Annotated in this window: 16 protein-coding genes; 10 read left to right on the plus strand and 6 right to left on the minus strand. The window is 33.1% G+C overall.

Features of this window, described 5'->3' with window-relative positions:
• Window positions 1–13: 13 nt before the first annotated feature.
• Together GQ47_RS04670 and GQ47_RS04675 are read left to right on the plus strand one after the other, a co-directional pair.
• On the plus strand, window positions 14–310 hold the full coding sequence (locus GQ47_RS04670; protein ID WP_035645630.1) for a type II toxin-antitoxin system HigB family toxin: 297 nt from the start codon (window positions 14–16) through the stop codon (window positions 308–310).
• Between the two features lies 1 nt (window position 311).
• A complete protein-coding gene (locus tag GQ47_RS04675; RefSeq protein WP_035645633.1) occupies window positions 312–680 on the plus strand; it encodes a helix-turn-helix domain-containing protein in 369 nt (122 codons plus the stop codon).
• Between the two features lie 87 nt (window positions 681–767).
• Here GQ47_RS04675 and GQ47_RS04680 read toward each other — a convergent pair whose 3' ends face one another.
• From GQ47_RS04680 to GQ47_RS04700, 5 genes are all read right to left on the minus strand, one after another.
• A complete protein-coding gene (locus GQ47_RS04680; protein ID WP_035645635.1) occupies window positions 768–3,320 on the minus strand; it encodes a sodium-translocating pyrophosphatase in 2,553 nt (850 codons plus the stop codon).
• Window positions 3,321–3,432: 112 nt separating this feature from the next.
• Window positions 3,433–3,963, minus strand: coding sequence for an inorganic diphosphatase (locus tag GQ47_RS04685; protein ID WP_035645638.1), 531 nt, complete (start codon window positions 3,961–3,963; stop codon window positions 3,433–3,435).
• Between the two features lie 111 nt (window positions 3,964–4,074).
• Entirely contained in the window at window positions 4,075–4,674 is a 600-nt protein-coding gene (locus GQ47_RS04690) for a DNA-3-methyladenine glycosylase family protein (protein WP_035645641.1), read from the minus strand.
• A gap of 127 nt (window positions 4,675–4,801) precedes the next feature.
• Window positions 4,802–7,306 carry a DUF5686 family protein gene (locus GQ47_RS04695; RefSeq protein WP_371199616.1) on the minus strand — a complete coding sequence of 835 codons (2,505 nt, stop codon included), beginning with the start codon at window positions 7,304–7,306 and terminating at the stop codon, window positions 4,802–4,804.
• Window positions 7,307–7,371: 65 nt separating this feature from the next.
• Window positions 7,372–8,349, minus strand: coding sequence for a pyruvate dehydrogenase complex E1 component subunit beta (locus GQ47_RS04700; protein WP_035645643.1), 978 nt, complete (start codon window positions 8,347–8,349; stop codon window positions 7,372–7,374).
• Window positions 8,350–8,840: 491 nt separating this feature from the next.
• Between GQ47_RS04700 and GQ47_RS04705 the strand changes: the two genes are divergently transcribed.
• The 4 genes from GQ47_RS04705 (at window position 8,841) to GQ47_RS04720 (ending at window position 12,351) form a co-directional block, all read left to right on the plus strand.
• The gene (locus tag GQ47_RS04705; RefSeq protein ID WP_035645648.1) at window positions 8,841–9,587 is read left to right on the plus strand and encodes an electron transfer flavoprotein subunit beta/FixA family protein; all 747 of its coding nucleotides are present in this window, start codon (window positions 8,841–8,843) and stop codon (window positions 9,585–9,587) included.
• Between the two features lie 75 nt (window positions 9,588–9,662).
• Entirely contained in the window at window positions 9,663–10,631 is a 969-nt protein-coding gene (locus GQ47_RS04710; RefSeq protein WP_035645652.1) for an electron transfer flavoprotein subunit alpha/FixB family protein, read from the plus strand.
• A gap of 162 nt (window positions 10,632–10,793) precedes the next feature.
• Window positions 10,794–11,417 (plus strand): bifunctional nuclease family protein, encoded by a 624-nt coding sequence (locus GQ47_RS04715; RefSeq protein WP_035645654.1) that lies wholly within the window; start codon window positions 10,794–10,796, stop codon window positions 11,415–11,417.
• A gap of 82 nt (window positions 11,418–11,499) precedes the next feature.
• Complete coding sequence (locus GQ47_RS04720) at window positions 11,500–12,351, plus strand: thymidylate synthase (protein WP_035645656.1); 852 nt, start codon at window positions 11,500–11,502, stop codon at window positions 12,349–12,351.
• Window positions 12,352–12,392: 41 nt separating this feature from the next.
• Here the strand turns inward: GQ47_RS04720 and GQ47_RS04725 are convergent, their stop codons facing one another.
• Entirely contained in the window at window positions 12,393–12,689 is a 297-nt protein-coding gene (locus GQ47_RS04725; protein WP_035645657.1) for an isoamylase early set domain-containing protein, read from the minus strand.
• A gap of 245 nt (window positions 12,690–12,934) precedes the next feature.
• On the opposite strand from GQ47_RS04725, the gene GQ47_RS04730 reads away from it, so the two are divergent.
• The 4 genes from GQ47_RS04730 (at window position 12,935) to GQ47_RS04745 (ending at window position 15,801) form a co-directional block, all read left to right on the plus strand.
• A complete protein-coding gene (locus tag GQ47_RS04730) occupies window positions 12,935–13,273 on the plus strand; it encodes a 2TM domain-containing protein (RefSeq protein ID WP_035645659.1) in 339 nt (112 codons plus the stop codon).
• Between the two features lie 18 nt (window positions 13,274–13,291).
• Entirely contained in the window at window positions 13,292–13,774 is a 483-nt protein-coding gene (locus tag GQ47_RS04735; RefSeq protein WP_035645661.1) for a dihydrofolate reductase, read from the plus strand.
• A 586-nt stretch (window positions 13,775–14,360) separates the two neighbouring features.
• Window positions 14,361–15,092 (plus strand): bifunctional demethylmenaquinone methyltransferase/2-methoxy-6-polyprenyl-1,4-benzoquinol methylase UbiE, encoded by a 732-nt coding sequence (gene ubiE, locus GQ47_RS04740; RefSeq protein ID WP_035645663.1) that lies wholly within the window; start codon window positions 14,361–14,363, stop codon window positions 15,090–15,092.
• Between the two features lies 1 nt (window position 15,093).
• Window positions 15,094–15,801: a type IX secretion/gliding motility protein PorT/SprT gene (locus GQ47_RS04745; RefSeq protein WP_035645664.1), complete on the plus strand. Its 708-nt coding sequence runs from the start codon at window positions 15,094–15,096 to the stop codon at window positions 15,799–15,801.
• Window positions 15,802–15,810: the final 9 nt, after the last annotated feature.

The raw sequence follows: 15,810 nt of genomic DNA on the forward strand, positions 1-15,810 counted from the left end.
TGTCAAACTAATTATGAGAATAATAGCAAAAAGAACACTGCAAAATTTTTGGGAAAGATTTCCAAATTCTAAACAACAGCTTTTAGCTTGGTATCAAGTTTTTGATAAAAATGATTTTGCAAATTCTAACGTTATAAAATCTTCTTTTGGTACTGCAGATTTTGTAGGTAACAATAAAGTAGTCTTTAATATTTGCGGAAATCATTATCGCTTAATTGTAAAAATAAATTACTATACACAAATTGTATATATTCTTTTTATTGGGACGCATAGCGAATATGATAATTTAAAAGATATAAAAAATTTATAAGATGAATATAAAGCCCATAAAAACAGAACAAGACTATAACGCAGCATTAGAAAGAGTCAACTTTATTTTTGATGCTAAGCCAAATACTATTGAAGGAGATGAGCTGGATATTCTTGTAACTCTTATAGAAAAGTATGAACAAATTCATTTTCCAATTCCGGAACCTGATCCTATAGAAGCTATAAAATTTATGATGGAGCAGAATGGATTAACGGATGCCGATTTAGGAATTATTCTAAACAGTCGTTCAAGAGTATCGGAATTGTTTAACCGAAAGAGAGCTCTAACAATTAAACAAATTAGAGTTTTAACCGAAGCTCTTCATATTCCAGCATCAATTTTAATTAAAGAATACAGCTTAAATCCATAAATAAAAATGCCTCTAAATAATTTTAGAGGCATTTTTATTTATGATATCCTAACAGGTTTTAGAAACTATTAGGATAAAAAATTGGTTTTATTTTACAGCATCAATCTTAGCTTTCACTTCTTCTTCCGTTCCTTCATAAACTTCAGTTGTCGTTTTACCATTTTCTGTTTTAGTTACTGTTCCGGTAGTTTTTCCGTTTATATTTTTCAGTTCAACACGAACAGATTTTTTCTCGTATTTACTAGTGTCAAAACAATCTGTTTTTTGATGAATGTATTTTCCGTTTGCGTCATAATGTGCAAGACATTTTGCAGTTTCTTCTACTGTGCAACCTTTTTCTTTGCACATTTTAGCACATTCTTCTTTAGTCATTCCAGACATATCGCCACATTTAGAAACTCCACCTACATTTACTTCTGTTTTAACACAACAAGAACCTTTTTCTGTCATTCCTGTAGATGAATGTCCTTCACCTAAAATTGGTGCAACAACCAATCCGATCAAACAAGTCAATTTAATCAAAATATTCATTGATGGCCCAGAAGTATCTTTAAACGGATCTCCAACTGTATCTCCGGTTACGGCTGCTTTATGCGCATCAGAACCTTTATACGTCATTTCGCCGTTGATCATAACTCCAGCTTCAAAAGATTTTTTAGCATTGTCCCAAGCACCTCCTGCATTGTTTTGGAAAACTGCCCAAAGAACCCCAGAAACGGTAACTCCAGCCATATATCCACCTAACATTTCAGCTATTAATTGATTGTTATCTGAATAAACTAATTTTCCTAAAAGTACGATTGCGATTGGAAATCCAATCGTTAAAATTCCCGGAAGCATCATTTCGCGTAACGCAGCTTTTGTAGAAATCTCAACACATTTTCCATATTCTGGTTTTCCGGTTCCTTCCATAATTCCTGGAATTTCCTTAAATTGACGACGCACTTCATAAACCATATCCATCGCTGCTTTTCCAACAGAATTCATAGCTAAAGCTGAGAAAACCACAGGAATCATTCCGCCGACAAATAACATTGCCAAAACTGGTGCTTTGAAAATATTAATTCCATCAATTCCTGTAAAAGTTACGTATGCAGCAAATAATGCTAGTGAAGTCAATGCTGCAGATGCAATAGCAAAACCTTTTCCAGTTGCAGCAGTTGTGTTTCCAACAGAATCTAAAATATCAGTTCTTGTACGGACTTCTTTTGGCAATTCGCTCATTTCTGCAATTCCTCCGGCATTATCAGAAATTGGTCCGAAAGCATCAATTGCTAATTGCATTGCCGTTGTAGCCATCATTGCTGAAGCCGCTAATGCAACTCCATAAAATCCTGCCAAAGCATACGAAATCCAGATGGCGCCTGCAAATAATAAAACTGTTGGAAAAGTAGAAATCATTCCGGTTGCCAAACCTGCAATTACATTTGTTCCCGCTCCTGTTGAAGATTTTTGAACAATTGCCATAACTGGTTTTGTTCCTAATCCTGTATAATATTCTGTTACTGACGAAATAGCGCCGCCAACAACTAATCCTACTAATGTAGCATAGAAAACACGCATTGAAGAAATTTGCTGTGACCCTTCTCCAAAAAATTCCATTGTCATAACTTCCGGCAACATGTGCTGCACCAAGAAATAACAAGCAATCGCAGTTAATCCAATCGAAACCCAGTTTCCTATATTTAGTGCTTTTTGAACTTGAGCTTCTTTTGCATTATCATCTGAAATTTTTACTAACATTGTTCCGATGATCGAAAACAAGATTCCGAAACCGGCAATTGACATTGGAAGCAAAATTGGACCAATTCCGCCGAAAGCATCATTGATACTTCCACCCATATCTTTTATAACATAATTCCCCAGAACCATCGCTGCTAAAACGGTTGCAACATAAGAACCAAATAAATCGGCGCCCATTCCGGCAACGTCTCCAACATTATCTCCAACATTGTCTGCAATTGTTGCTGGATTTCTTGGATCATCCTCTGGAATTCCGGCTTCAACTTTACCAACTAAATCGGCACCAACGTCAGCTGCTTTAGTGTAAATTCCACCTCCAACTCTCGCGAAAAGCGCAATTGATTCTGCTCCTAATGAAAACCCCGCTAAAGTTTCTAAAACAACAGTCATTGTTTCAGTATCTTTCCAAACTCCGTCAGATAATAAATTAAAGAAAATTATAAAGAAGGCTGTTAAACCTAAAACTGCTAATCCTGCAACACCAAGTCCCATTACAGTTCCTCCGCCAAATGAAACTTTCAAAGCTTGCGGCAAACTTGTACGTGCTGCCTGTGTTGTTCTAACGTTTGTTTTGGTTGCGATTTTCATTCCTATATTTCCTGCATAAGCTGAAAATAACGCTCCAAAAATGAATGCAATTACTATAAATAAATGTGTTTTTACTCCCGGAATAAAAGTAATTCCTGCCAAAGCTAAACTTGCAACAATTACAAAGATGGTTAATAGTTTATATTCGGCTTTTAGGAAGGCTAAGGCTCCTTCGTAGATGTAATCTGAAATCTCTTTCATCTTACCGTCTCCGGCATCTTGTTTTAAAACCCAAGTCCTTTTTATTCCCATGAAAAGTAATCCTAAAACTGCCATAACTATTGGCAGGTAAATCATAAATGCATTCATAATATTTTAATGGTTTTGGTTAATAGTCAACAATCTAACTAAAACGAATTTAAACAAAAAAGCAATACTCCTAACGGAGTATTGCTTTTTTTATAAAATATGAATGCTAAAATTATTTAATGCTAAATAATCCCTCTGGTTTATTTTCAATATCATCAAAACGCTTCGTGCACTCAGCAATAATTGCATAAGCTTCGTTTACGTCTCCCCATCCTTCAACATCAACTTTTTTGTTTTCAAGATCTTTATAAACTTGGAAAAAATGCTCGATTTCTTTCACTAAGTGTGGGTTGATATCTGAAAGATCATTTAATGAATTCCAGATTGGATCTGAAACTGGTACACAAATAATTTTTTCGTCTGGTCCTTTATCATCTGCCATGTGGAAAACACCAATTGGCTTAACTTCCATTACACATCCAGGGAAAGTTGGTTCGTTTACTAAAACCAATACATCAAGAGGATCTCCATCAAGTGCTAAAGTTTCTGGAATAAATCCATAATCAGCTGGGTACATCATTGAAGAGAATAACATTCTGTCGAAACGCATTCTTTTGATTTCAAAATCGTACTCGTATTTATTTCTGCTTCCTCTTGGTATTTCGATTAATACATCGAAAGTCGTTAGTTTGTCTGCGGTCATTTTCGTTTTTTATTATATCTATAATTTCGGTTGCAAAAGTAACCAAACATTCTATTTTTACAATAAAAAAACAGGTTAAATTATCTGCATTATCTATTAAAAAACAAGCATTTAATAAGTAATTGTTCGATTTCGCTTTTTTAAGTAATAATGCCAGAGCAAATAAGTTGCATAAGATCGGTATGGACTCCATTGTTCGGCATGAATTTCCATTTCTTGTTTGTCATGAATATTCAGTAATTCTTTGATTGTATTTATCACTGCAATATCGCCAAGCGGAATCAAGTCGGGTTCCTGCAGACAAAACATTAAATAAATATCGATTGTCCAATTACCGATTCCTTTTAATTTGATAAGCTCTTCCCGAACTTCTTTTGCCGATTTCGATGGCAGACTTTCAATATCTAATTCTTTGTTTAAAACAGCTTCTGCTAAAACTTTAATATATTTTGTTTTTTGTCGACTAACTCCAAGATTTCTAAATTCTTCATCAGATAAAACTGCCATATTTTCTGGATTACAGGCTTTATAAGCTTTTATTTTTAAGAATGTGGCTTTCGCCGAATCTACAGAAACTTGTTGTTCCAATATCAGCAATACCAAAGTCTCAAAACCCTGAGGTCGTTTCGGAATTGGAGGCAATCCATACTTTTCGATTATTTCCTGAAATATCGGATTTTTATTGGTTAGAAAATCGATGGCTTCTTGCATGAGTATTTAAGTGTTTATTCAAAATTAAATAAAAAAGAATCTCGCAAAGACGCAAAATTTTATTTCACAAAAAAAGTCGCAAAGATTTTAAACCTTTGCGACTTTGTTACTTTGAATCTTTGCAACTTTAAAAATAGAACCCAAAAGATCCTTTTACTGCAAATTTATTGGCATCAGGCATGTTTAAATAACTTCCTCTCCAAGAGAAATCAATTCGGAAAACTTTGAAGATATTTCCAATTCCGGCATTGTATTCCCAATAAACATTTTCTGGCGCGTTATATGGAAGACCAGAAGCATTAATTGCTCTGTTTGCATCTGAAATAGTTCCGTGAACCGCTTTGATTCCGATAAATTCTCTCCAGTTTAATTTCCTCATAAATGGAACTCGAGCAAATAATCTTCCTTGAAAATTATGTTGCCATTGCAAGGTGGTATATTGATCAGCAATAAATTCATAAAAATTTAAATTACTAAACGTATTTTCAATTGTCCAATAGGTCTGGTTTCCAGGAATAACACTCATCAAACCTAACGGAATTGTACCAAATGTCTTTCCAGTTTCTACAATAATATCGGTTCTTCCTAATGGGCCAATAATAATAGGCTGTTTGTAATAAACCTGTATTTTTTCGTAAGCAAAATCACTCTCAAAAACACCTTTTAATCCGTAACTGAAATTCACAAAGAAATGGCTAAACGGACTATCAACTAAATCTCTTTCAACCCCATAACCAATCGTTTTGCGGTTTGGCATATATTCAAACTGAATATTGGCTTCAGACTGTCTAACTTTACTTTCAACAACCCCTGCAGGGTTTTCAGGCGTCGGTAAAGTCGTGTAATAATCTAAACTAAATGTTTTTGATGCCGATTCTAAAGTTCTATATGAAAATCCAGTCTGTACAATAAAATTCTTTTTGGGTTCAATTTCAAAAGAAACATTACTCAAATTAATATTAGTCAATTTTCCGTTGCTTCCAGTTGTAAACAAAGCAGAAGACGCAAAACTTCGTCCTAAAATATCATTCGTCGTGGTTAAACTCGCTCCTATTTGTTCAATATCACGCCTGTTTCCTCCAGAAATAATGATTCTTTTTTTCTTGTCAACCATCCATTTTCCAGAAACGCCATATTTAAATTTATTATCATCAAAACCATAAGCCGTATAAGCCTGTATACGCCATGGATCATTTGGCCCAAAATAAGTTCTTCCACCAACTCTTACCCTCAAGCCTTCGACTTCATTATAACCAAAAGTTGAAAATATAGGTCCATAATCGAAATTTTTAAACTCGACATAACCGCTTCCTAGTATCGAGACGAGACTGTACAACTGCTTAAATCGCTTGACCGTCTGCAGTGTATCCAGCATTTTATAAATTCCAGCTTCGTCTTTATTTAATTTTTCAAAACGATTTTCATCCCAAAATTCGGGCGGTCGGTCATAAACGGCATTGTCTATAAAATTGACTTCTTCTTTATAAAACTTCTCTGGTTTTTGAATGTTGAATTTATGATTTCGATATAGAGTTGTTCGTTTTCCATAAACTCCTTTTGATTTTTCTTTCTTATTCAAAGCAAAATCAGACATCATATAATCACGAGTCAAAAGGAAAACAGAATCATTTTCAACTTCAAATTCCTGCTCGATATAAATATCTTTTACCCAGTTAATATTGGCACTTTTGGTAACACCCATATTAATTTTCTTGATGGCAAAAGTCGAATCGTTTACCCAAAAATCACCTTTAAACGTCAGTTCATTTTTTCTTCTTGGATAAAAAACAATGTTATAACACCATTTCTTGTCAATATAAGCACTGTCTTTCAACACATAATTGTAGACATCAATTCCGGTTTTAGAAAGCGGACTTGTGAAACTTTTATCGAAAAACTTAAGGTGATTATCGTAAATATTATAATCAGAATAAAGATCTTTTACGAAAGATAAAATCTGCTGATTTCCGTTGAAACCAGACATTTTATTTCCAGTCAGATTTTCTTTTACTTTCTTTAATTTATTGTCGCCATAAACATCATATACCGATTCGTTGATAAAAATTGGCAGATACGTTTTTCCTGTAACATCAGAAGTATCAACATGTTCAAATACAAACTCCATTCCTTTGAAAAGTTTGTTCTTCATAAAAGCACTATCAATCGTGTTCATGTCGAACTCGACTTTTTCATACTTCTGCATTTGATATTGACTGAATTGATAAAGTCCGTTTTTACGTTTTCTTTCCCAAATTTTCCTCAAAATATCCAATGCAGGATTATTCTTCTTAGAAGTTTTTCCGGTATAAATTACAACTTCGTTTAGCACTTGTTCTTCAAATAAAACAATTTTGAAATTGTAATTGACTGCTTTTTCCAGAGGAACTTCCTTATCTGAAAATCCTGCTGATGTAACTAATAATGCTGTATAAGTATTAGGCGATTCAAGATAAAAACGGCCGTCTTCATTAGAAACGATTCCGGTATTAGAACCTTTGAAAACAATATTTGCAAAAGGTACTGGCTGATTTGATTTATCCAAAACAATTCCACTCACTTTTGTTTGTGCAGTTCCAAGATTCACAAAGGCGAATACAAAAAATAGGCTGAGTAAAATTATTCTTTTTATCATTTGGCAAAAAAAAAACTTCATCAATTAATATGACTGATGAAGTTTTATAAGTATTGTTGATTCTTTTATTTATACATTACTTTCTTTACTGCTTTTACTACATCACCAGCGTTTGGCAACCAGTCTTTAAGCAATACAGGAGAGTAAGGCGCAGGAGTATCAGCAGTTGTGATACGCTGAATTGGCGCATCAAGGAAATCGAAAGCTTGCTCCTGAACGATATATGTAATTTCAGAAGAAATACTTGCAAATGGCCAAGCTTCTTCAAGAATTACTAAACGGTTTGTTTTTTTAACAGAAGTAAGAATAGCATCTTTATCCATAGGACGAACTGTTCTTAAATCGATAATCTCACAAGAAATTCCTTCTTTAGCTAATTCATCAGCAGCAATAAAAGCTTCTTTAATGATTTTTCCAAAAGAAACAATCGTTACATCTTTTCCTTCACGTTTGATATCAGCAACTCCCAATGGAATTGTATATTCTCCGTCTGGCACTTCACCTTTATCACCATACATTTGCTCAGATTCCATGAAAATAACTGGATCGTTATCACGAATCGCAGATTTCAAAAGTCCTTTTGCATCATAAGGAGTTGAAGGCACAACAACTTTAAGACCTGGAGTATTTGCAAACCAGTTTTCTAAAGCTTGAGAGTGAGTTGCTCCTAATTGACCTGCAGAAGCAGTTGGTCCACGGAAAACGATTGGCACATTAAATTGTCCACCAGTCATTTGACGCATTTTAGCAGCGTTATTTATGATTTGATCAATACCAACTAAACAGAAGTTGAATGTCATATATTCTACAATCGGTCTGTTACCATTCATTGCAGAACCTACTGCAATTCCAGTAAAACCAAGCTCAGCAATTGGAGTATCGATTACTCTTTTTTCACCAAACTCAGCAAGCATTCCTTTTGAAGCTTTATATGCTCCGTTGTATTCTGCAACTTCTTCGCCCATTAAATATATGGATTCATCGTGACGCATTTCTTCGCTCATCGCTTCACAAATGGCCTCTCTAAATTGTATTGTTCTCATATTTATATTGTATGTTGAATTTTCTGAAGAGCAAAAATAAATATTTTAAATCACTTAAAAGCATAAATTAAATTTAAAATCACAGGAACTTTCTTCTCTTCTTCTGCTTTTAACTTTTAAAACGTGTTGTGATATATACGAAATCGATATAATTGTTATTATTCTATCTGCAAAAACACTTTTTATACAAATACACTCTTATTTGTGTAATTCTGATTTTGAATTTAGATTCTTTCAAACGTAAAAAATCAAAATCTAGTATAAATTCCGTCCGATTTTAAGAGTTGAACAGCTTTTCACGATTACGAAATTCCTAAGAATCAGACAAAATAGCTAAATTTTCATTTTTGAAAAACCCCAAAAGACGTGTCAAATTTCAGAATCTTCGAAAACGTAATAGTTTTTAAAAAATATTATGCGTGCATAGTATATTATTCCAATTTTAATTTCTAAATTTGTCAAAGCATATTACAAATTCAAAATATATACTTATGAAAATATTGGTTTGCATCAGCCACGTGCCTGATACTACTTCAAAAATTAACTTCTCCAATGGTGATTCAGAATTTGATACCAATGGTGTACAATATGTAATAAACCCAAATGACGAATTTGGTTTAACACGTGCAATTTGGTTTCAAGAACAACAAGGAGCAACTGTAACTGTTGTGAATGTTGGAGGACCAGATACTGAACCAACTTTACGTAAAGCATTAGCTATTGGCGCAAACGAAGCGATTCGTGTAAACGCCAATCCAACTGACGGTTTTTTCGTTGCAAAACAATTAGCTGAAGTAATTAAAAATGGTGGTTACGATCTTGTAATTGCCGGAAAAGAATCTTTAGATTATAATGGTGGAATGGTTCCAGGAATGATTGCTGGAATTTTAGGTTCTAACTTCTTAAACTCTTGTACTAGTGTTACTGTTGACGGAAATAATGTAAAAGCAGTTCGTGAAATCGACGGTGGAAAAGAAACTGTAAGTACTACGCTACCTTTAATTATCGGTGGTCAAAAAGGTCTTGTTGAAGAAAAAGATTTACGTATCCCGAACATGAGAGGAATCATGACAGCAAGAACTAAAGCTTTAACTATTCTTGAGCCAGTTGATGCTCCAGTTAATACAAAAGCAGTGAAATTTGAAAAACCAGCTCCAAAATCGGCAGTAAAATTAGTTTCTGCAGATAATTTAGATGAGTTAATCAATTTATTACACAACGAAGCGAAAGTAATCTAGTAATCAGTATTTAGTCGCAGGTTTCAGTTTGCAAAAACTTTAAACCTAAAACTTTAAACTTTTAAACAAAAAATTATGTCAATATTAATATATGCAGAATCTGCAGAAGGAAAATTTAAAAAAGTAGCTTTCGAATTAGCTTCTTACGCTAAAAAAGTAGCTGAATCATTAGGAACAACAGTTACAGCTTTGACTGTAAACATTAGCGACGTAAGCGAATTAGGTAAATACGGAGTTGATAAAGTTTTAAAAGTAAACAACGATAAATTAGCTGGTTTTACTGCTAAGGCTTACGCCGATGTAATCAAACAAGCTGCTGAAAAAGAAGGAACAAAAGTAGTTTTACTTTCTTCTACAACAGATAGTATTTATCTTTCATCATTAGTGGCAGTAGCTTTAAATGCTGGTTTTGCTTCAAATGTTGTTGGATTGCCGTTAAGCACTTCACCTTTTCAAGTAAAAAGAAATGCTTTTTCTAACAAAGCTTTCAATATTACACAAATCGATACCGATGTAAAAGTTCTTGGTTTGGCTAAAAACTCTTACGGAATTTTCGAAAGCGCAGGAGCTGCAGCTGCAGAAGATTTCAACCCATCAATTGGAGATAATGATTTTGGTGTAAAAGTGGAATCTGTAGAGAAAGTAACTGGAAAAGTTTCTATCGCTGATGCTGATATCGTAGTTTCTGGCGGACGTGGATTAAAAGGTCCTGAAAACTGGGGATTAGTTGAAAATTTAGCTGAAGTTTTAGGCGCTGCGACAGCATGTTCTAAACCAGTTTCTGATTTAGGATGGAGACCTCACAGCGAACACGTTGGACAAACAGGAAAACCAGTTGCAACAAACTTATATATTGCAATAGGAATTTCTGGAGCAATCCAGCATATTGCCGGAATCAACTCTTCAAAAGTAAAAGTGGTAATCAACAACGATCCTGAAGCGCCTTTCTTTAAAGTGGCTGACTACGGAATTGTTGGTGATGCATTTGAAATTGTACCTCAATTAACTGAGAAATTAAAAGCTTTTAAAGCACAACATTCTTAATCTAAGAATTCTTAATATTATAGCTGCCTAAAAACAAGATAATCGTATCTTTGTTTTAAGGCAGCTTTTTTGTTCCATATTTTTTGATTAAAATTGCACCTTTATTTTCCAATCAAAAATAGTATTAAAATGCGGCGCTAAGTGCCCTTTTTACAATGATATATGAGTCTAGTAAAATTATCCATAAAAGGAATTTCATACAGTCAAACTCAAAATGGCGCTTATGCCTTAATTTTGAATGAAGTTGATGGTGAAAGAAAATTGCCTATCGTAATTGGCGCATTTGAAGCCCAGTCGATTGCTATTGCCCTAGAAAAAGAAATAAAACCTCCTCGCCCATTAACGCACGATTTATTCAAAAATTTCGCAGAAAGATTTGATATTGTCGTAAAACAAGTAATCATTCACAAACTTGTTGATGGTGTTTTTTACTCCAGCTTAATCTGTGAAAGAGATAAAATCGAAGAAATAATTGATGCCCGAACTTCAGACGCAATTGCATTAGCATTACGTTTCAACGCACCAATTTTTACTTATAAAAATATTTTAGATAAAGCCGGAATTTATTTGAAATCAAATACTGCGGACACGGATCAGGGTTCACAGGAAATTGATGATGTACTTTCGAATCCGGAAACTTTTGGTCACGAAGAAGAAACCAATCAATCTGGTGATGTATATGCAAAACACAGCCTTCAGGAACTAAACGAACTTTTAGACCAAGCTGTTTCTCAGGAAGATTACGAAAAGGCCGCTAAAATTAGAGACGAAATCTCTAGAAGATAAATTTATGTTTAATCGTGGATTTGTTTAATCGTTTAATTGATTAAACAGTTACACGAATAAACGATTAAACGATTAAACAACAATGAAACAATACTTAGATTTAGTAAAACACGTTTTAGAAAACGGCAATCAAAAAGGAGATAGAACCGGAACCGGAACTAAAAGTGTTTTTGGTTACCAAATGCGTTTTGATTTAAGTGAAGGTTTCCCGATGGTTACAACTAAAAAACTTCATTTAAAATCAATCATTTATGAATTGCTTTGGTTTTTAAAAGGCGATACCAATATTAAATATCTACAAGAAAACGGAGTAAAAATCTGGGATGAATGGGCTGATTCTAACGGTGATTTAGGACCTGTTTACGGACATCAATGGAGAAATTGGAACAGCGAAGAAATCGATCAAATCTCAGAATTGATTACCGAATTAAAAACAAACCCAAACAGTAGAAGAATGCTGGTTTCAGCATGGAATCCTTCTGTTCTTCCTGATACAAAAAAATCTTTTGAAGAAAATGTAGCAAACAACAAAGCTGCTTTGCCTCCTTGCCACGCCTTTTTCCAGTTTTATGTATCGAGTCCCGATACTGAAAAAGGAGAAACAAAAGGCAAACTTTCTTGTCAGCTTTATCAACGCAGCGCTGATATCTTTTTAGGAGTTCCGTTTAACATTGCTTCTTACGCGTTATTAACCATGATGATTGCACAGGTATGCGATTTGGAAGCTGGTGAATTTATTCACACTTTTGGAGATGCACATATTTACAACAATCATTTTGATCAATTGGAATTACAGCTTTCGAGAGAACCAAAACCATTGCCAAAAATGATTTTAAATCCAGCGATTAAAAACATTTTTGATTTTGATTACAATGACTTTACTCTTGTCGATTATGAACCGCATCCGGGAATAAAAGGAAGTGTTGCTGTATAAAAAACATAAAAAAATCCGCTTAAAAATTTAAGCGGATTTTTTTATACCGTCACAACACTATTTTCGCTTCCGGCAAAATCATTCCATTTATAAGAATCTGCTTCAGGCTCGTTCACATAAACACCGTCAATTAAATACTTAAATTCGTAAATGGCATCTTTTACTAAGTCATAAGTAGCTTTAAAAGTTCCGTTTTTTAATTTACTCAAAGTTCCTTCTTCCGGATTCCAATTATTGAAATCTCCAACTACAGCAGCTTTACTTGCATCTTTAGCTTCGACAGAAAAGGTAACTTTTACTACTGGTTTTGTTTTGATAAATTGTTTCTTTAAAGACATAACTAATTAGTTTTTAGATTGATATATCTAAAATTACGCAAAATCAGCTGAAGTTTCAGCATCTCCATATCCGATTTACGAGAATAGCAAAAATGCTTATTTATTTTAATCATATCCATAAATTAATCCATGATAATTTTTTGATTTCAAATTCTTAACTTATTCAATAGCAAATATTATAGGATCAAAATTCCTTCTTTTCAAAATAAATTTTAACTTTATAACCTCATTTCATTTAAGATCCTATGGAAAAAGAAGTACAAGAACAGTATGAATATGCCAGAAGAAGAATTAGACAAAAGAAAATCCTATATTTTCATTTTGTGCTTTTCCTGATAGGAAGTTTATTTTTATTTGTTGCTAATAGATTTTTTGGTTTTGGAGCTGGAACAAATCAAAATTGGTGTATTTGGGGAATTACGATATGGCTCTTTTTATTCATTTTACATTTTATAAAAGTCTATATTACAGATCGATTTATGAACAAAAAATGGGAAAGAGAACAAATTGACAGACTTGTTGCACTACAACAAAAAAGGATCAGTCAATTAGAATCCAAAATAAATGAGGATACTCAGAAATAATTTTTAGTTTAGAATGCCATGATTATAATGATAGCGGCTGTAGCCGAAAACAATGCCCTTGGAAAAAACAATGATTTAGTATGGCATTTGCCAAATGATTTTAAAAGATTCAAATCTCTGACAACAAATCATCATATTATAATGGGAAGAAAAACTTTTGAAAGCTTCCCGAAACCTTTACCAAATAGAACTCACGTTATCATAACCCGACAAAATGATTACAATCCCGAAGGTTGTATTATAGTCGACAGCATTGAAAAAGCTATTGCTGTTTGTCCTGAAAATGAAGATTCTTATATTATTGGTGGAGGCGAAATTTACAATCTTGCTTTACCATTTACTGATATTATTGAAATAACAAAAGTTCATCATACTTTTGATGCGGATACTTTTTTTCCAAAAATCGACGAAAATGAATGGATTTTAGTAGAATCTGAAGAAAATTTCAAAGATGAAAAACATCTTTATGATTACACTTACGAAACTTATATCCGTAAATAAAAAAACATCCTCTTTTGAAGGATGTTTTTTAAAAAAGATTGATTTTAGATTTTGACTCTTTCGAGAAATAGTTTTGGTAAAAAAAATCACAAATGTTTAAAAACATTTGAAATAACTGAATAACATAAATGTTAATTGAGAGCAAGTCTCAAAAACGCCTTTAATAACAAATACCACTAAGATATTAAAGGCAAGAAAATTAAAATTTCCAAAAACAAATTTAATCCTAAGAACGTACTTTGCACTTTAAAAAGAATGTTGGTTTTAAGGACAACATTTCAAAACTACTTACAAGAACAAATGGATTACCAGCGCAAAAAAAGCAACCATCTGATTTAAGTCATTATTTAATCAATCATTAAATTTCTATCTTTTTATCTTTGACAAATTTGGACATAAATCCAGCATTGCACAATACCCACTTTTAGTGATTTTAAAAAAATACCCGTTTTTGGTGATGCCTTAAATCAGCAAAACAAGAAGACTTATAACAATAAAAGTCCTTCTTTTAAAACATTTGATTTACAATTTAAAAAAGCCAATTACAGTTAAGTTAGATTGTATTATATTTGCCTAAATAAAAAAAATGTCTGAAAAAATAACTCCATATAAAGACTCTTCTTTAGGGAAGAAAGAACAGGTTGCCCAAATGTTTGACAACATCTCTGGTAATTATGATAATTTGAACCGTGTCATCTCATTTGGGATTGACGTTAAATGGCGAAAAAAAGTATTAAAAATAGTTTCTGATACTAAGCCAAAAATCATTCTTGATATTGCTACAGGAACTGGTGATCTTGCAATTTTAATGGCGCAAACCAAAGCCGAAAAAATAATTGGTTTAGATATTTCGGCAGGAATGCTTGAAGTTGGAAAAAAGAAAGTTGAAGAAAGAAAACTATCTAATACAATTGATTTAGTTTTAGGCGATTCTGAAAATATTCCTTTTGAGGACAACTATTTTGATGCTATAACTGTTGGTTTTGGTGTTCGAAATTTTGAAAATTTAGAAAAAGGATTTGCTGAGATTTTAAGGGTTTTAAAACCAAATGGTGTATTCGTTATTCTAGAAACTTCAGTTCCAGATAAAACTCCATATAAACAAGGATATAAATTTTACAGCAAAAATATACTTCCTATAATCGGGAAATTATTCTCTAAAGATAACTCGGCTTATGGCTATTTATCAGAATCTGCTGCTGTTTTTCCTTACGGAGAAGCATTAAACAATATTTTGAGAAAAATTGGGTTTATAGATGTTGTGGCTATGCCTCAAACCTTTGGAGTTGCAACCATTTATTCTGCTTCTAAAAAATAGTATGAAAAAAACAGTAATCTTAATTTTATTAGTCTTATCGACAAAAGGATATTCGCAATTTGCTAAAAGCATGTTCAGCAAAGACCCTATCATTAATCTTGAAAACTGGCAAAAACAACGCCTTTATTTTGGGTATTATTTGGGCTTCAACAGCTTTGACTTTAAATTTGACTATAAAAATGTTGTGAACCAGGATATTCAAGTAAAAAAAACTACCGGATTTAATGTTGGTGTCGTAGCAGATTTAAGATTGCAGGAATACATAAATCTGCGTTTTGAACCAGGTTTGTACTATACGAAACGTGATTTATATTATCCAAATTTTACTGCTCAAAATGACTATTTGAGAGAAGTGAACAGTACTTACATTCATTTCCCTTTATTATTGAAGTTCTCTTCGTTGCGCACAGGAAATATACGTCCGTATTTAGTTGGCGGAATGTCAACTACGCTGAATTTGTCGAGCAATTCAAAGTCTCAAGATGATAATTCACAACAAAAATTCAGAGTAAAACCTTGGACAGCCGCTTATGAAATAGGTGTTGGTATTGATTTCTTTACAGAATATTTCATTTTTTCTCCTTCTATTAGGGGAATGTTTGGAATAACTGATGAATTAGTAAGAGACAATGACCCGAATAGCCCGTGGACAGGAAACATCGATTCTATGAAATCCAGAGCTATTTTAATAAATTTTACTTTTCACTAAAACAAATAG

The organism is Flavobacterium sp. ASV13 (genome assembly GCF_000745775.1).
Lineage (GTDB): Bacteria > Bacteroidota > Bacteroidia > Flavobacteriales > Flavobacteriaceae > Flavobacterium.